The 18,875-nt window shown below is 45.1% G+C and carries 19 protein-coding genes; 2 read left to right on the top strand and 17 right to left on the bottom strand.

Features of this window, described 5'->3' with window-relative positions; all coding sequences use genetic code 11:
- Positions 1 to 42: 42 nt before the first annotated feature.
- From BC8716_RS22820 to tpx, 8 genes are all read right to left on the bottom strand, one after another.
- Positions 43 to 165 carry a hypothetical protein gene (locus BC8716_RS22820; RefSeq protein WP_255222647.1) on the bottom strand — a complete coding sequence of 41 codons (123 nt, stop codon included), beginning with the start codon at positions 163 to 165 and terminating at the stop codon, positions 43 to 45.
- A gap of 158 nt (positions 166 to 323) precedes the next feature.
- Positions 324 to 1,712 (bottom strand): argininosuccinate lyase, encoded by a 1,389-nt coding sequence (argH, locus tag BC8716_RS13970; RefSeq protein WP_094426607.1) that lies wholly within the window; start codon positions 1,710 to 1,712, stop codon positions 324 to 326.
- Positions 1,709 to 2,920 (bottom strand): argininosuccinate synthase, encoded by a 1,212-nt coding sequence (locus tag BC8716_RS13965; protein ID WP_094426605.1) that lies wholly within the window; start codon positions 2,918 to 2,920, stop codon positions 1,709 to 1,711. Before BC8716_RS13965 ends, argH begins: the two co-directional genes overlap by 4 nt.
- Positions 2,921 to 3,118: 198 nt before the next feature.
- Entirely contained in the window at positions 3,119 to 3,910 is a 792-nt protein-coding gene (locus BC8716_RS13960; protein ID WP_094426603.1) for an EcsC family protein, read from the bottom strand.
- Positions 3,907 to 4,842 (bottom strand): 3'-5' exoribonuclease YhaM family protein, encoded by a 936-nt coding sequence (locus BC8716_RS13955; protein ID WP_094426601.1) that lies wholly within the window; start codon positions 4,840 to 4,842, stop codon positions 3,907 to 3,909. Before BC8716_RS13955 ends, BC8716_RS13960 begins: the two co-directional genes overlap by 4 nt.
- A 129-nt stretch (positions 4,843 to 4,971) precedes the next feature.
- A complete protein-coding gene (locus tag BC8716_RS13950) occupies positions 4,972 to 6,159 on the bottom strand; it encodes an acetate kinase (RefSeq protein ID WP_094426599.1) in 1,188 nt (395 codons plus the stop codon).
- A gap of 157 nt (positions 6,160 to 6,316) precedes the next feature.
- A complete protein-coding gene (locus tag BC8716_RS13945) occupies positions 6,317 to 7,303 on the bottom strand; it encodes a class I SAM-dependent methyltransferase (RefSeq protein ID WP_094426597.1) in 987 nt (328 codons plus the stop codon).
- 112 nt (positions 7,304 to 7,415) lie between these two features.
- The gene (tpx, locus tag BC8716_RS13940; protein WP_094426595.1) at positions 7,416 to 7,910 is read right to left on the bottom strand and encodes a thiol peroxidase; all 495 of its coding nucleotides are present in this window, start codon (positions 7,908 to 7,910) and stop codon (positions 7,416 to 7,418) included.
- 196 nt (positions 7,911 to 8,106) lie between these two features.
- Here tpx and BC8716_RS13935 point away from each other — a divergent pair, with 196 nt between their 5' ends.
- Positions 8,107 to 9,303 carry an MFS transporter gene (locus BC8716_RS13935; protein ID WP_094426593.1) on the top strand — a complete coding sequence of 399 codons (1,197 nt, stop codon included), beginning with the start codon at positions 8,107 to 8,109 and terminating at the stop codon, positions 9,301 to 9,303.
- A gap of 64 nt (positions 9,304 to 9,367) precedes the next feature.
- Here the strand turns inward: BC8716_RS13935 and ytfJ are convergent, their stop codons facing one another.
- The 8 genes from ytfJ to ezrA form a co-directional block, all read right to left on the bottom strand.
- On the bottom strand, positions 9,368 to 9,790 hold the full coding sequence (gene ytfJ / locus BC8716_RS13930; RefSeq protein ID WP_011247587.1) for a GerW family sporulation protein: 423 nt from the start codon (positions 9,788 to 9,790) through the stop codon (positions 9,368 to 9,370).
- Positions 9,791 to 9,807: 17 nt separating this feature from the next.
- Positions 9,808 to 10,491: a DUF2953 domain-containing protein gene (locus BC8716_RS13925; protein WP_094426591.1), complete on the bottom strand. Its 684-nt coding sequence runs from the start codon at positions 10,489 to 10,491 to the stop codon at positions 9,808 to 9,810.
- Positions 10,492 to 10,615: 124 nt separating this feature from the next.
- Complete coding sequence (locus BC8716_RS13920) at positions 10,616 to 11,164, bottom strand: RDD family protein (RefSeq protein WP_094426589.1); 549 nt, start codon at positions 11,162 to 11,164, stop codon at positions 10,616 to 10,618.
- A 13-nt stretch (positions 11,165 to 11,177) separates the two neighbouring features.
- A complete protein-coding gene (sppA, locus tag BC8716_RS13915; protein WP_094426586.1) occupies positions 11,178 to 12,164 on the bottom strand; it encodes a signal peptide peptidase SppA in 987 nt (328 codons plus the stop codon).
- A 310-nt stretch (positions 12,165 to 12,474) separates the two neighbouring features.
- The gene (locus tag BC8716_RS13910; RefSeq protein WP_094426584.1) at positions 12,475 to 12,675 is read right to left on the bottom strand and encodes an alpha/beta-type small acid-soluble spore protein; all 201 of its coding nucleotides are present in this window, start codon (positions 12,673 to 12,675) and stop codon (positions 12,475 to 12,477) included.
- Positions 12,676 to 12,805: 130 nt separating this feature from the next.
- Positions 12,806 to 14,008 (bottom strand): tRNA uracil 4-sulfurtransferase ThiI, encoded by a 1,203-nt coding sequence (gene thiI, locus BC8716_RS13905; protein WP_094426582.1) that lies wholly within the window; start codon positions 14,006 to 14,008, stop codon positions 12,806 to 12,808.
- A complete protein-coding gene (locus tag BC8716_RS13900; protein ID WP_094426580.1) occupies positions 14,005 to 15,144 on the bottom strand; it encodes a cysteine desulfurase family protein in 1,140 nt (379 codons plus the stop codon). Before BC8716_RS13900 ends, thiI begins: the two co-directional genes overlap by 4 nt.
- Before the next feature lie 268 nt (positions 15,145 to 15,412).
- The gene (gene ezrA, locus BC8716_RS13895; protein WP_094426578.1) at positions 15,413 to 17,110 is read right to left on the bottom strand and encodes a septation ring formation regulator EzrA; all 1,698 of its coding nucleotides are present in this window, start codon (positions 17,108 to 17,110) and stop codon (positions 15,413 to 15,415) included.
- 217 nt (positions 17,111 to 17,327) lie between these two features.
- Between ezrA and hisJ the strand changes: the two genes are divergently transcribed.
- A complete protein-coding gene (hisJ, locus tag BC8716_RS13890; RefSeq protein ID WP_094426575.1) occupies positions 17,328 to 18,104 on the top strand; it encodes a histidinol-phosphatase HisJ in 777 nt (258 codons plus the stop codon).
- Between the two features lie 4 nt (positions 18,105 to 18,108).
- On the opposite strand, the gene refZ is transcribed toward hisJ, so the two are convergent.
- The gene (gene refZ / locus BC8716_RS13885) at positions 18,109 to 18,744 is read right to left on the bottom strand and encodes a forespore capture DNA-binding protein RefZ (RefSeq protein WP_094426573.1); all 636 of its coding nucleotides are present in this window, start codon (positions 18,742 to 18,744) and stop codon (positions 18,109 to 18,111) included.
- Positions 18,745 to 18,875: the final 131 nt, after the last annotated feature.

Raw genomic sequence — 18,875 nt, 5'->3', positions numbered from 1 at the left:
GGTTTTGTTTTGCGTTTGTGTCATCCTACCGAGATAAGGACGTCATTTGCTGCGACGCTTTTCATCCTCTGCTGTCCCTTGGTAATAGGAATCCATAATTTGTTCATTGACAATCTGCTCGCCAGACTCAATGTGTTCGCCATTGGTTTCTTGCTTTTTTTCCATTGTCCCACTCCTCCTTTTTCATTGCTCCTTAGTTTGCCTCTTGTATTTATTTTCTAACCCCTTTTTGCGAAATAAATGAAAAAGAGGAAGCACCAATGCTCCCTCTTACATTTTTACCCGGCTTCGGATCTTACTTAGCTGACTTTAGCCTGAAAATACTATCCTTTTATAGACTGAGACAATAGATCGTTTGCTTTTCCAAGGGCGTGCTTGACTTGTTCGAAGCCAGTGCCCCCTGCGCTATTCCGCCGGCCAACAACCGTTTTGGGCTGAAGAACTTCATAGATGTCATCGGCAAACAGGCTGCTCGCCTCTTTGTAAACCTCGATAGGTAAATCGAGCAAATACACACCCTTTTCAATTGCTGTGAGCACAAGTTTGCCTACTACTTCATGGGCTTCTCTAAAAGGCATTCCTTTTGTGGCCAAATAGTCAGCCAACTCAGTCGCATTCGAAAAGTCACTTGTGACGGCTTTTGTCATCGCATCCGTGTTTACAGTCATTGTTTCAATCATTCCTGCGAAAATCCGCAAGCTCCCTTTGACTGTTTTTACAGCGTCAAACATGCCTTCTTTGTCCTCTTGCATATCTTTGTTGTAAGCTAGCGGCAAACCTTTCAACGTTGTCAGCAAGCTGAACAGGCTGCCATACACGCGTCCGGTTTTGCCACGGATCAATTCAGCCATATCCGGGTTTTTCTTTTGTGGCATAATGCTTGATCCAGTCGCAAAGGCGTCGTCAATTTCAATAAATTGAAATTCCTGTGCAGACCATAGGATCAATTCTTCACATAACCGTGACAAATGCATCATTAGCATCGCCGAAGCAGCAAGAAATTCAACAATAAAATCGCGGTCGCTGACGGCATCAAGGCTATTTTCGTAAATGCCGTCAAAATGAAGGAGTTCCGCAGTGTAAGCACGGTCGATCGGAAATGTCGTCCCCGCCAAAGCGCCAGCCCCTAATGGAGAAATGTTCACCCGTTTTAAACTGTCTTGCAATCTGCCGTAATCACGTTCCAGCATCCAAAAGTAGGCAAGCAAGTGGTGTGCAAACGAAACCGGCTGTGCCCGCTGTAAATGGGTATAGCCAGGAATCAGCGTTTCGACATGCCCTTCCGCCTGCTTGACCAATGCTGCCTGCAATGTGCGGATTGCTTCCATGATTTCTTCGGTTTGCGTCCGCAAATAGAGATGCATATCAGTCGCAACCTGGTCGTTCCGGCTTCTTCCTGTATGAAGTTTACCGCCAACAGGGCCGATTTCATCAATGAGCAGCTTTTCTAAGTTTAAATGAATATCCTCTTGAGCAGCAGAAAAGACAAGCTCCCCTGCTGCTGCTCTTTTTTGCAGTGTCTTTAGCCCATTTTTGATCTGGGCCGCTTCTTCCTCAGAAAGAATATGCTGTTTGGCTAGCATAGTGACATGGGCAATGCTCCCTGTAATGTCTTCGTCAACAAGCTGTTGGTCAAAACCGATCGATGCGCCAAATTCATCGACCCATTGTTCTGCTGTTTTTGTAAACCTTCCTCCCCACAGCTTGCTCACAGCGTGACCTCCTTTTTCTCCTTTGTCACCATGCTGTGTACTTTTGTAGGCAAGCCCCATAGGGAAATAAATCCAACTGCTGCTGAATGATCAAATTCATCATCTGGCGTGTACGTAGCTAGTTTTTCATTGTACAAAGAGTAAGCAGATTTGCGCCCTTCGATGATCGCATGGCCTTTAAAGAGTTTGACACGGACAACACCGGTTACATGCGTTTGAGATTCTTTTAAGAAAGCAAGAAGTGCTGGTTGCAAGCTTGAAAACCAAAGCCCCTCATAAATGAGTTCAGTCAGTTTCTTTTCGATAACCGGTTTAAAATGGGCCAATTCTTTCGGTAGCGTCAAATCTTCCAACTCTTTGTGTGCTTTGATTAGCGTCATCGCTCCTGGGCATTCATAGACCTCGCGAGATTTGATGCCAACTAGACGGTTTTCAACATGGTCAATCCGGCCCACGCCATGTTTGCCAGCGATCTCATTTAACGTCAAAATCAGCTGATCAAGAGGGTATGCCTTCCCGTCAATCGCAACGGGTACCCCTTGTTCAAAAGACAGTTCAATAATGTCTGGTGTATCAGGCGTTTTCTCAAGCGGCGCTGTCAGCGCATATGCCCCTTCCGGCGGAGTCGCCCAAGGATCTTCAAGAATGCCACACTCATTGCTTCGTCCCCACAAGTTTTGATCAACCGAATACGGGTTGTCGAGATCAATCGGAATCGGAATATTGTGCGCTTTTGCATACTCGATTTCTTCGTCACGTGACCATGCCCATTCCCTTACAGGGGCTAATACTTTTAAGTTCGGGTTTAACGCTTGAATGGAAACTTCAAAGCGCACTTGATCGTTGCCCTTTCCTGTGCAACCATGAGCTACCGCTGTTGCTCCCGTCTGTTCGGCAATCTCTACAAGCTTTTTGGAAATGAGCGGGCGTGATAACGCCGAAACAAGAGGATACTTTTGCTCATAAAGGGCATGTGCTTGCAACGCGGGCAAGACAAATGATTCAGCATACTCTTTTTTCGCGTCAATTGTATAAGATTGAATGGCGCCAACTTGAAGGGCTTTTTGTTTAACAAACTCTAAATCTTTCCCTTCGCCAACATCGAGGCCGACAGCAATGACATCATACCCTTTGTCGGTTAGCCATTTGACGGCAACAGACGTATCCAATCCCCCAGAATAAGCTAAAACTACTTTTTCTTTCGCCATGTGAATCCCTCCGCTATGAATAATCATTCTCTTTTTGTTATTTTTATACATAAATGTTCAAAAAACAGTCGGGAACCTCTTCCCGATTTGCAAGAAAATCAGCCTCTATTAATGAATATACATAACTTTAACAGGCTTCCTCTCTTTTGACAAGGGGTTTCGCCAAATAATCTATATTAATAACTAGGCCTGATTGAGTCATTGCCTGGTTTTTGTATAGTATATGCGCTCCCTTGAATTTAGCCACCGTTTTTGGTAAAAAGCACGTGCAGCAGCGAGGGCTGCCTGTGTTTGCTTATAAAAACTGTAAGCGCCGACCGCAGATGTCGCCAAGCTTTTGCCAGCAACCTGCTTATTACTTACTGAATGAAAAAGCCCCCATTTCATCGATTGCAAAGCCAAAGACACAAGTAATTCATCACTGAATAAATTTTCCCTTGATTGGTAAAAAGGTTGACCTTTTTCATGCTCAGCAAGCTCCTTTTGCAGGAGTTCCCATTCAGCGAGGCGCGCATAGCGCGGCAAAAAGGATAGGTGGAGTAGGCGAATCGCATACAGTGATTCAAGCGCGGTGTCTCCTTTATACCCATAAGCATGCCCGAGCAGAGCAATCGCCCGTCCACATGTGTACAGTTGCGCTGGCAAAGTCAATCCCATTCTTTTGCCTTTCGCTAAATAGGCTCCTTTGCCTGCAGACAGAAGCCGTATTTTGGCTTCCTCGCGATCTAGCTTTTGTTCATGGATGATGATCTGTTGTTCACTTGCGTCAACAGGAAGTCGCGTAAACGTTTCCTTTGCACGCTGTTTAAACCAGTCATCTTTTGTGATAAAGTTATGCAATTGGAGAACAAACGGTTCTAACTGAGCTAATGTCTGCATCGCTGCCTTTTGCAAAGGGACAGGCGTTGTGATAGGGCTTTGCGCTTGTTCGTATAACTGTTTTTCATACTTGCGTACGCGATCGTGCATCAAGGCAATCTCCGTCTTCACTCAGCTTCCTCCTCTTGATTAAAAGCCTTTCCGACAGCCATCTTTCGCTTAAACAAATCGAGATAGACAAAGTCTTGTTCTCCGCCTTCAGCTTGCTGCAATGCCCGTAATTCTGTATTCATCCGCTTGATATAGTAATAAAAAAGCGCCTCTTTCGTTTTTGCTTGGACGGTGCTTGACAACCCTGACTCCGTTTCGCCATATTGAGCCAATATCCCGTGTTTAACTGCCAGTAATTTTTGGTCGTTTACGTCCAACCCCTGTTCATTAGCCGCTTGGCTGATCATTTCTGAACTTAATGCCAAATGGCCGATTAACTCACCTGTGGAGGTGTATTCAGGGGCAAACGGATCTTCCAATGCTTTTACTTTGCCAATGTCGCCGAGCAAACAAGTGGCAAGGGCTACGTCTTTGTCCAAGTCAGGGTACAAAGGAAGAAGTTGCAAACAAGCAGCGGCCAACTCCACCGTCTGCTCAAGCAAGCCTGCATAATAAGCATGATGCAATTTTTTAGCAGCAGGGATGGTTGTAAAGCGTTCACGGATGGATCGATCGCCATAAAGCTTTTTTATGACAAGTTGAAGAACTGGTGATTGGATTTCTTCCATGATCATCCGCAGCTCATGCCACAAATCCTCTCTGGAAACCCCTTTTTTCGATACCAATTCGGTACGGTTGATCCCGTCTTCTTCAGTAGCTAAGCGAATCTTTTGGATCGTCACTTGTTGTTTAGAGCGAAAGGTTTCTAGTTTCCCTTCAATTTTTACAATTGCTTTTGGCACAAATTTATCTTGTTGGTCGTCTGTTATATCCCAAAGCCTCGCAGACAGAATCGTATGTTGTTTTAGCAGTGTAAAATTGGCGTAGAGCGAGCCGTTAGCTGCCTGTTTAATTTCACGGTCACGAATCAAATAAAAGCCGTTGACTGTCATTGCCAGACACCTCCGCTTCTATCTTATCTACTTCTCTTCAGAAAGGCAAAACTTCTCTTACGGAAAGCACTAGATAAAAAAACAGCCTTGCCCCTTCGGTTTTAACCGTAGGGGCAAGGCGAGCTGTATCTATGATGTTAACCGAACCGTGTCACGAGCAATCATGACTTCTTCGTTGGTTGGGATGACAATGATTTTAACTGGAGCGCCCGCTTTTTCAATAAACGCTTCTTTGCCGCGGACATTATTTTTTTCCAAATCAACATCAACACCCATAAAGCTGAGCCCTTTTAGAACCCTTTCCCGGATGGTGACGCTGTTTTCGCCAATGCCAGCAGTAAAGACAATCGCATCGAGTCCGCCCATACGTGCCGCATATGAACCAACATACTTATGAATCCGAGACGCAAACACATCAAGAGCCACCTGTGCTCGTTCGTCTCCTTCTTTCGCAGCCGCTTCAATATCACGCAAATCACTTGAAAAGCCCGTTATACCTAACAAGCCGCTTTTTTTATTAAGCGTAGCCACGACTTCTTCTACAGATTGGCCGGTTTTTTCCATAATGTAAGGAATGAGAGCAGGGTCAATGTTTCCTGAACGAGTTCCCATTGTCACACCTGCCAGTGGCGTGAAGCCCATTGATGTATCAATCGACTTGCCGCCTTTAACCGCAGCAATACTTGCACCGTTGCCTAAATGACAGGAAAGAATACGCAATTCTTCAATTGGCGTCTCCATTAATTCGGCTGCACGATGTGTGACATATTTATGGGAAGTGCCGTGGAATCCATATTTACGAATGCCATATTTCTCATAGTATTCATAGGGCAAACTATATAAAAATGCGCTCTCTGGCATCGTTTGGTGGAAAGCCGTATCGAACACTGCTACAGCAGGTACATTTGGAAGGACTTCTTTAAAGGCTTTAATACCTGTAATGTTGGCAGGGTTATGGAGGGGAGCCAATTCTGATACTTCCTCAATGCCTTGAAGGACTTTATCTGTAATTACAACGGAATCATTGAATTTCTCGCCGCCATGAACAACACGGTGGCCGATGCCTTCAATTTCTTCTAAGGATGCAATGATGCCGCGGCCAGTTAAGTCCTTAAGCAAAAGCTTTACCGCTGCAGCATGGTCAGGAATATCTTCAGTCAATTCATGCTGTTGGCCGTTTGCTTCGATTGTAAAAATACTGTTTTTTAAGCCAATCCGCTCAACCAGCCCTTTCGCAATGACTGTCTCTTCTGGCATTGCCAACAGTTGAAATTTGAGAGATGAACTTCCTGCATTAATTGCAATAATTTTAGCCATGGTTCTTTCGACTCCTTTTTTCTGTCTAACACGCATCGTTCCTATACCATTTAAGCATTCACCAGCCTTGATTTCAAGCACGGTTCGACAAAAAAGCGCATACATTTGAATTAATTAAAAAGCGCGTCAATTCCAACAAAAAAAGAGCGCTGCTCATTTAGCGCCCTAACTGTTCTGAAAACCATTTATTGATTTGCCTCATCATATCGTGCATCGCTTCAGCGTTTGAAAAAGACGGCAGCTCCGCAAGCAATGCTTGTTGAGGCGTTTTGACATTGTCTGCCTTTTTTTGCAACAATAATATACTTTTGCCATGTTGACTGTTGGAAAACAGCGAACTTGGAAGCTGGAGAAGCCCTAACACAATTGCTTCTTTTTTCAAGTAAACATTCAATGCTTCTGCTTGATCGCTTGAGAATAAAAAATTTGGGACGAGCAAGACTGCATACCCGCCAGGATGAAGGGAGCGAATTGCTTGTTCGATCATTAAATGATGGATATAGCTATACCCTTCTCCTGCTTTTAACTCAAACCCTTTTGCGACATCATCTTTTGGATAATAGCCAACAGGCAAGTCGCTCGCCACGATGTCTGCGTGGGGCAATGTAACTTGGACGCTGTCTTGGTGGTATAAAGCGACTTCACGTTGCTGCAAATTGGCACTTGCGAACGCGACTTTCAGCAATGTTTCATCCGCTTCAAATCCAATTGCCTCTGGCTCATTGTTTACATGGTTGCAAATCGAAAACAACAAATTCCCTGAACCAACAGCCATATCAAGCAGTTTAAAGCGCTCTTTTTTAGGGTCTATTAGTTTTTGAACCAGATAACCGATAAACAAACTTACCGCGTCAGGGGTCAACATATGGTTTGCTTGTACGGTCCCTTTCATCCCTTTTATGATGGCAAGCTGAAATGCTTTGCGCATATCTTCCCGTTCCCATTTTTCGTCTTTCACTTTGTTTAGCTTTTTTTCGAGCATTGCCTCGGTTTCGCCACTAACTTCCTGCAAAATCTGTTGTTCAAATAAATTGTCGCCTGCTGCAGCCAAAGCGTCTAAATACGTTCCCTCGATCTGGTTAAGTAAAATGTCAGCGCTTTGATCCAAATAATCAAACAGACGTACTACTTGAGTCGATTCCATTTTTACACCTTCTTTTTTCCGTCCATCATGTCTGTCCTGTATTGTACAAAAGCACAAAGAAAAAGTCCACTGTCACAGCAGTGGACATAGACTGATTGTTTCGTTTGGCCCATCAGGCCTTTTTAGCTGCTTCCAACGCAGCCTCATAATTTGGGTGCTCCGTCACTTCGTTCACGTACTCCACATAAACAATTTCGTCATCCGCATTAACGACAAAGACAGAACGGGCCAATAAGCGCAATTCTTTAATCACTACACCGTATGCTTCGCCAAATGACAAGTCGCGGTGGTCGGAAAGCGTTTGGACATTATCAATGCCAGCGGAAGCGCACCAACGTTTTTGGGCAAATGGCAAATCGACGCTGACCGTAAGAACCGCCGTATTATCCAATTTTGCTGCCTCTTCATTAAAACGCCTCGTCTGCTGGTCGCATACACCTGTGTCCAAGGATGGCACAACACTGATCAAGCGAACTTTTCCTTTTGAATCTGCGAGTGTCACTTCAGATAAATCGTTGGCCAGCACCGTAAAATCCGGCGCTTTTTCCCCTACTTGGACTTGTGTTCCAGCTAATGTGACTGGTTTTTGCTTAAATGTAATTTGCATGCTTTCCTTCCCCCCATCGTATTGGTTCTTTATAAATTGTACAGGCTAAGCCTCCGTTAGGCAACTGCGACGTTTAATCGTGACATCAATTGGAACAAAAAGGGATGCCTTTCCCATTGACTGTCTCTGCCATTCGCTCTACACTATAAACGTATATAATTATTTCGTGTGTCAAACAATTAAAGGATGTGACTCCATGGCTAAGCAGCGGCTTTGGTCGCCTACGTTTTTGTATTTATGCTTTAGCGCATTTACTTTATTTTCGATTTTTAACTTATTTATTCCTACATTGCCGTTATTTGCGATGGATGTGCTTCACGCGTCAGAACAACAAGTCGGCATTATCGTCGGAGTGTTCATCGCCGCCTCGGTCATTGCCCGCCTTTTCGCAGGGCTGTTGCTTGATCGTTTCGGAGAGAAGAACATGCTGCTCGTTTCCTTTCTCGTCGTAGTGATCACCGCCATTTTGCACATTTGGTCATTTTCATTCGGATGGCTTCTTTTTTTGCGTTTTTTACAAGGTTTGGGCTTTGGAGTAGCGACAACAGCAGCAGGTGCGCTAGCGATCATGATTGCTCCTAAAACGCGGCAAGGAGAAGCGGTGGGGTACTACAGCATGTTTATGAGCCTGGCTATGGTCATCGGCCCTGTTGTTGGATTGCAAGTCGTCCAACACATTTCCTACACAGCGCTTTTTCTAACGACTGTATTTTTATCTGTTACGGGGCTATTGCTTGCAATGTTCATCGTGTATAAACCCGTAAAAAAAGCGGCTGAACCCCTTTCTGTAGATCGGTTTATTGCCCTTAAAGCGGTGCCTGTCAGCTTTTGCTCATCCCTTGCCTCCTTTGCTTACGGCGGTATATTAAGTTTTATTACGTTGTACGCTGTCAGCCTCGGCATGGACTCCGCGGCAAGTGCTTTTTTTCTAGTGTATGCCCTTGTCCTCCTAGGTTCCCGTATGATTACGGGCAGGATTTTTGACCGCTTTGGTGAAAATGTCGTTGTCTATCCAACACTTGTTTTATTTGCAATCGGCCTTTTTACCCTTGCGCAAGCAGGCAGCTTATCGATTTTTCTAATCGCCGCTGTCTTAATGGGCGCCGGCTTCGGCTCTGTGCTGCCAAGCTTCCAAACGCTTGCCGTTCAATCTGTTCCCCCAAAACAAGCGGTGCAAGCGACAAGCACTTTTTATATTTTTTATGACCTTGGCATCGGCCTCGGTTCTTACGTGCTTGGCCTCATTGTCGCAGGCTCTACCTATTCGTTTATGTACATTATCTCAGCCTCAATCGTCATGCTGGCCATCGTAGCCTATCGTGTCTTGCATCATCGCAAATTAAACAACTTAGGTTTAAAATGCATGGCCGATGCCGACTTGGAAGCATCATAAAATCTGCACATCGCCGAAAAGCCAGTTGAGAAGATCTCAACTGGCTTAGAGCTGGTTGAACCAATTATGCAAGGGGATCGTCATAATGATAGCTAGTTTTGTCACCATGCTCGTTTTGCTTTAACATGTGTTGAACTTTTTCAAAAGCTTGCGGCGCTAAATCGAGCAATCGTTCATAAAGGTGAGTCGAACTATCTAAATGGACCATGTTGACACCTTTGCTATTCACGACTAAAAAAGCAATTGGCGTAATCGACACACCGCCGCCGCTTCCACCGCCAAACGGATGGCCAATTTCATCGTGAGCTTGCTCGATGTGGAATTCACTTCCCCCTGCAGCAAACCCGAAGCCTACCTTTGAAATCGGCATAATGACACTGCCATCAGGTGTTTCGACAGGGTCACCGACAATGGTATTGACGTCAGCCATGGCCTTGATGTTTTCCATCGCTGTCTTCATCAAGCCTTGAATTGGATGTTCTGACATGACTTTACTCCTTTCACTCAATCACCTGCTACAGCACCTTGTGCAGGCGCCTGTACCCTTTGTGAAGAGTTCTTCTTATAATTGAAAACAAGCGCAAGACCTGTACGTATAGCGTGTCCCATGCGAAAGGAGACTATGCATGAAAACGAAAGGGCGAACGTTTCCGACTGGAAATGGGGAATGACGTCTAATTGTTGGGCGGCACGCCATTTCACTTTATGGGAAGCCCATCCGCAAAAAAACGACTTTAGCCCCCATACGACCCCCGCCACTTTGGCAGCGCTGGCGGCTTCTCCTGTGCCAATTTCGGTGGACCATTTGAACTCTTCAACAGTCAAGCCTTTAAAAAAACGAGCGGCGATCCGCTTATAGCTGGGAAAGTGTGCAATCCACTCTTTGCTTTTCTTAATAAAGCGCTTGATCGTTTCACTCGACCATTTCTTTTTTTGTTTGTTTTCTTTTACAGGGCTTTTATTTTTTTCCCTGATCGACACCGTGCCTTCTTTTTCGTTCCATTCAATTAAAGGCGCTTCCAATTTATAAAGAGTAAAGCCTAACATGCGGACATCCAGTTGCAGCAAATCTTCCTTTTGCCGATGTTTGTAAGTACACCTGATGCGGATTGTTGCCATCAAAAGGCATATGCCTAGTAGCAGCAAACCAGCTGTGGACGCTATTAACCACCATACCCAGCTTTGCACACCGTTGCCCTCCTTTCTCTTTACTATACGCAATTGCCGAAAAAATAAACAAACTATCGTTATCTAATGAAAAAAGCCTGTCGTCTAAATCTGACGACAGGCTCAGTTTTCACCATTGTTCTTGCTAATCACAATGGATGACATATGTCTCGGCAAACAAATCATGGATGCCTTGTTTTTTAGGCGTGCATGCAACAACAATATAAGCAAGCAGCGGGAAACGAAGTGGTAAAGGCGCTTGCTGGATAAAGCGGCCGACGCCTTCTCGAAAGAACAATGTTCGCCATGTGAGCGGCGACCCGTCTGCAGCAACCACTTTTAAGCCAAACACCATTTTTCCAAGCGTTTGCGAAAAAGCTTTCGTCATTCCTGCAAAATAAGCGAAAAACAACAGTGCGTAAAGAATAGCTGGGGCAATAACTGTTGTAACCGCAAACCCAAAGAAATGGTCGTTTGTTTGTAAAAACGGCAGCCACGATTGAATTAGCGCAGCATTTATAGCTGAAACGATCAATAAATCAAATAAAAACGCCCATAATCGCATCCAAAACCCAGCATAACGAATCGCGCTTGCCCCTTTTTCTTGGGCCGCCTCCCTTGTTGCAGGAACCATCACCGGCGGCTGTTTTCGTAAATAGCGCTTGAATCCGGCAGCGGGTAATCGCCTTTCCATTTGTTCAGCCCCCTTATTCATAATCATACAAATACATGGCTCTAGGTTGGTTGTACTCGGTCAGTTCCATGAGTCCTTGTTTTTGTTCAGCTTTGCCAAATATTTTTTCAGCAGCAAGGCCAAACATACTCGTTAGTCCTTGTTTCGGCTCAATCGTAATGACTTGGTAATTACTGCCCAAATCGCGCTGCATGGCGGCAATGACATCATTGATCGTTCCAAGTTCATCAATCAAGCCTGCTTCGAGCGCTTGCCTGCCTGTATAAATTCTGCCATCCCCTAATTCACGAACACGCTCTTCATCCATTCCCCTGCCATTGGCAATGACTTCGACAAATTCATCGTAGTATTCATCGACAATTGATTGCAAAATCTCATCTTCTTCTTCAGTAGGCGGACGAGTACCGCTCATCATGTCTTTGTATGGGCCGCTTTTGTAAACCGTTTCCTCGACACCGATTTTATCAAGCAATTCGGTGATGTTTAACGAACTCATAATCACGCCAATTGACCCCGTTAACGTTTGCGGATAAGCAAAAATTTGCTCAGCGGGAGCGGCCAAGTAATACCCGCCGGAAGCAGCCATCGAACCCATTGAAATGTAAACGGGCTTCCCGTAATTTTCTTGTGCTTCGATGACCGCATCATGAATTTCCGCACTTTCCAATACGCCGCCACCAGGAGAATCAACCGCAATAATAATCCCTTCCACATCTGGGGAACTCATCGTTTGGTAAAATAAATCCATAAAGTTTGAGTGATTGTACCCTTCAGCAGAAAACAGAGAATCGCCTGTTGTATTAATGATCGCCCCGTTTACTTCTAAAAGGGCAATTGAACCAGAAGGATCTCCTTCCTGAATCACTACGCTTTCGTCATAAGCTCCTGCTAGCCAATTGGCTTGGGAATATGTATTCATCGCTAGCGATAGCGATGTAATGACTGAAAACAACAAAATAAAAGCCCCAACTCCTAATGCAATCCACCTTCTCGCTTTCATCCTCTCGCTCCTTTGTAATTTTGTCTTTATCAGCCATCTGCTGATCGTAAAATCAAATGCTCTAGGACATGCCGCTATCTCCTACAAATGTTCGTAGCTCACCCATTGCCCATTATCATCTTTATGTATCGTTGTTTCTCCGTCCGCCAAGCAGCCTAGAGTCCTTTCTTGCTTCCGTTTCAATCGTATACAACATGCGATTGCCACAAAAGCCCCTTTCTGCCTCTTTCTAGTATATCATCTTCCCATATCGTTGAGAAACACAGAAACGGAGCAGGGATGTCCCTGCTCCTAGCCATTTTGTATGAACTTATCTTTGAAATCCGCCTAATTGTTGTTCAGCTTGAGCAACCAAACGTTTCGTGATTTCGCCACCTACAGAACCGTTCGCACGAGAAGTCGTGTCAGCTCCAAGGTTTACGCCAAATTCAGAAGCGATTTCGTTTTTCATTTGATCAAGTGCTTGTTGTACGCCAGGTACTACCAAGTTATTTGAGTTTGAGTTAGCCATATGTCTCACCTCCTCCGGTACTTCTAGATTGCTCGAAAGAGGAAAGAACATACATGCTTGATAACTGGTAAATATATGAACTTCCCCTACTTACATTTCGCAAGAAGTAGGGGTTTACATGTCCTTTACCTTAAAATAACTGGTCCAATGTTGGCGATGATTGCGCGCCTGTTACTTCAAGGGATTCAATTCCTGCAATCGCTTCTCTGCATTTTTCCTCCACTTGCACGTATTGTTCAAACTGGGCAGAACGATCCCGTTTTGGCTTCGTTTTAGAATCTGTCGGCAAAAAGATCGTACAGCAGTCTTCGTAAGGGAGAATCGATGTTTCATATGTGCCAATCCGTTTTGCATAAGCGATTGTCGTCTCTTTATCCATTGCTAAAAGCGGACGCAATACAGGTAAATTGGTCATCTCATTAATCGTATTCATGCTGGCAAGTGTTTGCGAGGCGACTTGGCCTAAACTTTCACCATTTGAAATCGCTAAGATGCCTCGTTCCCTGGCGATCCGATCGGCAATCCGCAACATCATCCGTCTCATAATTGTCATCTCATAGCTTGACGGCACTTCTTTGTGGATATGCGTTTGAATATCAGTGAAAGGGACAAAATGAATCGTGATCGTACGACCAAATTTTGTCAACTCTCTTGTCAAATCAATCACTTTTTGTTTGGCCCGTTCATTTGTATAGGGAGGACTGTGGAAATGAAGCATTTCTACTTCTGCTCCTCTGCCCATTAGCATATGGGCGGCAACAGGAGAATCGATTCCGCCTGACAGCAAATGAAGAACTTTTCCACTGCTTCCTACCGGCAACCCTTTTGCTCCTGCATACACACCAGCCGTTATATACGTTCCTGACTCACGCACGTCGACTACAACGTTGACATCGGGATGATGGACATCAACGGCTAACTCGCCAGTGAATGCCTTTAGCACGTATGAGCCTATTTTGTGGTTAAGGGACTGGGAATCGATCGGAAAAAGCTTGTATGCCCGCCTAGCAGAGACTTTAAACGTTTTAGCATCTGGATGCTCGGTAAGCATAAAGAGTGCCCCTTTTTGCATGGCTTCTAACTCATTCTCCACTCTTAAGGCAAGGCTGTATGATTGAATGCCAAATACATTGGCTAGTGCTGCAGCAACTGGCTCATGGTCGGTGCCGTTTAGTTCGACGACAATCCGCCCAAACGTCCGCTTCGCTTGTACCTTTGGAAAAGGTTTTAATACATGGCGAATATTGGCGAGCAGCAGTTTTTCAAAATGGCCTCTGTTTTTTCCTTTTAAGGCCAACTCGCCATAACGAACAAGAATATGGTCCATTTTCATTTTCCTACAACCTCCTGAAGCTCTGGAATGATCTGTTTTAAGGCTTCGCCACACGCTTCCACTTCTTCGGATGTCGTCGCAAACGAGAAGCTAATGCGAATGGCGCTCTCAGCCACTGTTCTCGGCTTCATTGCCCCTAAAAGGACACGGCTCGGCTTGCCCGTTTTCGTCGAGCAGGCGGACTGTGTCGAAACGTAAATTTGGCGTTGACCGAGCGCCTGCACAAGCACTTCGGCTTTAATGCCTGGAATCGATACATTCAATATATGAGGTGCATAGCCTGATGTAGGCGTGTTAACGATTAACCCCTCTATTGGTTCCAGCTTGGCGCGCAACATGTCATTTAATGCAAGCAGCCGTTGTTGCTGTTTTTGTTCCTGGCTTTCCATTAACCCGAGCGCCTTGGCAAATGCAGCGATACCTGCTGTATTTTCTGTGCCAGGACGCAATCGTTGTTCTTGTCCGCCTCCGTAGAGAAGGCTTTCCAGAGTAGCAGGATTGTTGACAAATAATAGCCCTGTCCCTTTCAAGCCGTGGATTTTATGTGCAGACAAAGACAGCATATCAATGTTTGCTTCTTTTAGTGAAAACGGCACTTTTGCCAAACTTTGCACGGCATCGACATGAAATTTGATTTGTGGGTAGCGTTGAAGCAAAGCGCCTATTTCAGCGATTGGTTGTACAGTCCCTAGTTCGCCTTGGACATGCCCAAGCGTAACCAAAACGGTATTTGGACGAATGGCAGATTCAATCGCTTTGCTAGTAACACGTCCATCCTCATCCGCTTGCACATATGTTACTTCAAACCCTTGCGCTTCGAGAGCGCGAGCATTCTCATAAATAGATGCGTGTTCGACAGTGGTTGTAATTAGGTGGCCGTTCGCATGCTTTTTCGCTGTTCCTTGAATGGCCACCGCATTTGCTTCTGTCCCCCCTGAGGTAAAAATAAGCTGATTCGGCATGCAGTTAAGATAAGCGGCAAAACGTTTACGGGCATGATCAAGTACTTGCTCCGCTTCCATGCCAAGTGTATGCAGCGACGAAGCATTGCCAAAATAATCTGCAGCCATCTTCGTATATAAAGCAAGCACGTCGGGATGGGGCCGAGTGGTTGCGCTATTGTCCAAATAAATCATCAAGTGTAACTCCTTTCCTCTCTTCCAGGCTTTTAACTTAGCAAGCCTCGTTCGCTATTGCAAGCATATCTTTCAACAATCTGCAGCGCAAACTCAAAAACGCAGTTTCACAATTGAAACTGCGTTCGCATACGGCGTCGGTTGTCGTGGTCATCGTCATAATTATGCGTCCCGAAACGATGCTCTTGAATCGACGTTCTCCATCTCTTTTCCGGTAACATCTGGATAAATGGTTCATATTGGGCGTTCGCCTTGCAAGAAAAGGGCGCTATGTACTTATATGCCTTTCGACTTTTTCCAACAAGTTTGGTTCGTATGGCTCAACAGCATGTTGGACGCGCTCAAGTGCTTCCTCATAATGAAAACTGCGAAACGCATCTTCTGCTTGGTCAAGTGCTTGGCGCACTTCTTCGCCACGGTTACGATATCGGTTGCTAAACTGGATAGCCAGTTCGGCAAGCCTAGCTTTTTCAACCATTTCTTCTATTGCGTCTGAACCTTTTTCAACTTGCTCAATCGCCTCGTGCACCAATTGCTCGACTCGTTCCATTTCAAGGGGGATTTCATTTAGCGCATCGGAAGCTTGCTTTACTTTCGTTTCGGCAAAGTCCAATGCTTCCAGCTGCTTTACTGGCACCCCTGGCAAGTTGCTTTTTTTCAACGTCCGTTTCGTTTCGTACATGACACTACGAAGCCGTGAGACGGTTTCTTGTGCTTTTAACTCGTCTTTTCGGAGGCGACGGAGCCGTTCTATGCTGTTATCAATATTGGCTTTGAATGTGTCCATCTCATTTGACCACTTCTCAGCCATTTCGTAAATGGAAGAGTACGTTTGTTTTTGGTTTTCGGTTACATCGACAATGACATGCAATTGGTTCCGCAAGTTGGCGAGGTCTTTTTGCAAAGCATTTTGCAAATGGGTTTCTTCTTCAGCAATTAAATAGCTTTTTTGTACATGAGTCGTTTCACGCAGTAACGTTTGCAATTGTTCTGTTGCTGCCTGCACTTGTTCCTTTAGTGTTGGAATTTTCTCCATTAGCTTATTTTTAATTGCCACTTCTGCTTCAAGCGTTTCGTACATTTGCTCCTTCTCGTCGTTGATCGTTTGCAACAATTCGCTTGCTTCTTTGACGTGAAGGCTGAGAAGCTGTTCGTACGCCTTTTCAATGTCTTTTTTAAATTGTGTGAGGCGCCCGTCAAAGGCGAATGTTTTTAAATGGAAGCCGCTTTCCTCCATTTGGGCGATGCCCATCTCCAAGTTGCGTACATCAGCTGGAACGGTTGATTTAACTTGGATGAGCAACTGCGGGAGCTCATCCATTTTTGCCCTTAAGTCATGCAAACGATCCTTCATCATTAAAAGCTGTTTTCGCGCCTGTAGATAGCTGCCATTTTCAGTCGCTTCATCATAAGATGCAAGCGTCTGTTTTATATCGGCCATTGCTTCATCAAGGGCTCTAACGGCCTCGCCAAAGGATCCCCGTTTTGTTAACAGCTCATTTGACAGCTCTTGATATTTGCCACGGACTTCGCTAATTTCTTGGCGGTTTTTCGCTTCAGCGGAAACCAAGTGATCGATTTCTTCCACCATCGTATCCAACTGCTGTTCGACCGTCGTAATTCGATTGCCTACCCAGCCAATCGCATCTTTTGCTTTTTTAAATCGGTATTTTGCGGCCCATTCTTCGATTTCAATTAATTGGTTCTCAATGCTAGGTAAAATCGATTCGACAATCTCATCCCAGTCTTTGCGCCACATTTCAAATTTCTGTTCCGTTTCACCTGACATGCGGAGCTTTTTTACTTTGGCAATTTCATCTGGAATGTCACGATTCAATAAGTTGATTTTCCTGGCATCGAGCTCGTCCACTGCTTTATGTATATGCCGTCTGAGAAAAATCCCAGCTGCCGTCCCTGCCGTAAAAAGGACGAGCAATATGATGATGACTGTTACAAAAATATCCACATGGAACTCCCCTCTACTGCGCTTTTCTTTTACCTGTTTTTAATCGGTTTATCCAAGCTAATCGTAAATGTTGCCGTTTAGTTATAAAAACATTGCTTTATCCCTATTCTGATACGTAATATAATACCATGAATGCGACAATTTGTGTGCAGATTCCCGACACTGCCGTTCGACAAATATCTTCAAACACAATCTTATTTATAAAGGAGCTGTTTCCATGATTATCCGCGACGGGCATATCCACACACCCTTTTGTCCCCATGGTTCAGCGGATACGCTGGCATCTTATTGTGAACAAGCGATTTCAATTGGACTAAAGACGATTACATTTGCAGAACACGCCCCTCTTCCCGCCGGTTTTAGCGACCCTACCCCGAACCAAGACAGCGCCATGGCAGCTTCAGACCTAAATGCCTATTTGCAGGCAACGCGTGCAATAAAAAAAGAGTACGCCCACGCACTGGACGTCCTCATTGGTTTAGAGGTTGATTATATATCCGGCTACGAAGAAGAAACAAAAGCGCTGTTAAACGAGGTTGGCCCTTTCCTTGATGACAGCATTCTATCTGTCCACTTTTTGAAAGTAGGCGGCCATTACCGCTGCATCGATTACAGCCCAGAAGAATTTGCGGCAATCGCAGCGGATCTTGGCAGCACGAATGCCTTGTATGCCCTTTATTACGACACGGTTTTAGCTTCTATTTGTGCCGATCTAGGCTACTATAAACCAAAGCGGATCGGCCATATAACGCTATGCAAAAAATTTCAAAAGCTCTATCACGCTGAGCAATCGTTTGAACAAGAAATTGACGCCATCCTTGCCGCGATCCATGAAAATGGGCTTCAGCTTGATTATAACTATGCGGGTCTAACCAAGCGTTATTGCGGCGAGTCCTATCCACCAAAAGAAATTGCACTGCAAGCAAAAACGATGGGCATCCCCCTTGTTTATGGTTCAGACGCCCATTCTGCCGCAGGTCTCCGCATGTTTTAAGCCTTTACGATGTCAAGCGGACTACCATTGTCTTCCTCTGCTCCAATGAGCTAAGCAAAGAGCGAATCCACTCATCGGCATGCCGTCCATACCGCTCGATAAACTGCTCATCTGCCGGAGTAAGCAAAAACAGTTCCCGCAAGTATTGTGGTGAAGAAAAAGGCAATGTCATCATATTGCGGAGTTGGACAACGATTAAATCGGCAGCTAATGGCTCCCCTTGCCTGCGTAAGCACCGGGCGACTGCTTGTTCGAGCAAATGTTGCTCTTTCCGCAAATACGTGCTCATCACTTCCCGTACAAGGGTCGAGTCTAGCGTCATTTCTCGGTGTGCCATGCGCGCTAGCCAATGACACGATTGCTGGTAAAGCAGCACTTTTTTAAACAGCTCTACTAAAGAACCGATGGGATCGCCGTTTGGTTCCCGTGCGGCTGTTTCCATCGTTTTTACATACCCTTCAAAAAAATCGATTAATAACGATTCAAACAAAGCCTGCTTTCCGCCAAAATAATACGAAATCAGCGCGGGATTCACACCAGCTTTTCTGGCAATGTCGCGAACGGATGTACCGTGGAAGCCTTTTGCGTAGAACAAGGAAATAGCCGCATCTTTAATCGTCGTTTTCGTCTGTTCGCTCATTCGTATCCCTCCAAGTTGGTTGTGAAATACCCACCACTTATCACCCTTGCAGGTCGCTTGAAGTGGGGGCTTCTTGGGTAATCGCCCCTTTTGGTAGCTGACAAAATGGACCAAGCTAACCCTCTTGTTCC

It is taken from the genome of Shouchella clausii, assembly GCF_002250115.1.
In the GTDB taxonomy this organism is placed as follows: domain Bacteria; phylum Bacillota; class Bacilli; order Bacillales; family Bacillaceae_D; genus Shouchella; species Shouchella clausii.
The sequence above is the reverse complement of the archived record's forward strand: the minus strand, read 5'-3'. Positions and strand labels throughout refer to the sequence as shown.

Coding starts and splice junctions, on each gene's coding strand:
- BC8716_RS13900 (WP_094426580.1), bottom strand. CDS start 15,144: ATGATTTATTTGGACAATAGCGCAACCACTCGGCCCCATCCCGACGTG.
- BC8716_RS22820 (WP_255222647.1), bottom strand. CDS start 165: ATGGAAAAAAAGCAAGAAACCAATGGCGAACACATTGAGTCTGGCGAG.
- BC8716_RS13945 (WP_094426597.1), bottom strand. CDS start 7,303: ATGGAATCGACTCAAGTAGTACGTCTGTTTGATTATTTGGATCAAAGC.
- hisJ (WP_094426575.1), top strand. CDS start 17,328: ATGATTATCCGCGACGGGCATATCCACACACCCTTTTGTCCCCATGGT.
- refZ (WP_094426573.1), bottom strand. CDS start 18,744: ATGAGCGAACAGACGAAAACGACGATTAAAGATGCGGCTATTTCCTTG.
- BC8716_RS13950 (WP_094426599.1), bottom strand. CDS start 6,159: ATGGCTAAAATTATTGCAATTAATGCAGGAAGTTCATCTCTCAAATTT.
- BC8716_RS13955 (WP_094426601.1), bottom strand. CDS start 4,842: ATGACAGTCAACGGCTTTTATTTGATTCGTGACCGTGAAATTAAACAG.
- tpx (WP_094426595.1), bottom strand. CDS start 7,910: ATGCAAATTACATTTAAGCAAAAACCAGTCACATTAGCTGGAACACAA.
- BC8716_RS13965 (WP_094426605.1), bottom strand. CDS start 2,920: ATGGCGAAAGAAAAAGTAGTTTTAGCTTATTCTGGGGGATTGGATACG.
- BC8716_RS13920 (WP_094426589.1), bottom strand. CDS start 11,164: ATGGAAAGGCGATTACCCGCTGCCGGATTCAAGCGCTATTTACGAAAA.
- BC8716_RS13910 (WP_094426584.1), bottom strand. CDS start 12,675: ATGGCTAACTCAAACTCAAATAACTTGGTAGTACCTGGCGTACAACAA.
- sppA (WP_094426586.1), bottom strand. CDS start 12,164: ATGAAAGCGAGAAGGTGGATTGCATTAGGAGTTGGGGCTTTTATTTTG.
- BC8716_RS13935 (WP_094426593.1), top strand. CDS start 8,107: ATGGCTAAGCAGCGGCTTTGGTCGCCTACGTTTTTGTATTTATGCTTT.
- thiI (WP_094426582.1), bottom strand. CDS start 14,008: ATGAAAATGGACCATATTCTTGTTCGTTATGGCGAGTTGGCCTTAAAA.
- ytfJ (WP_011247587.1), bottom strand. CDS start 9,790: ATGTCAGAACATCCAATTCAAGGCTTGATGAAGACAGCGATGGAAAAC.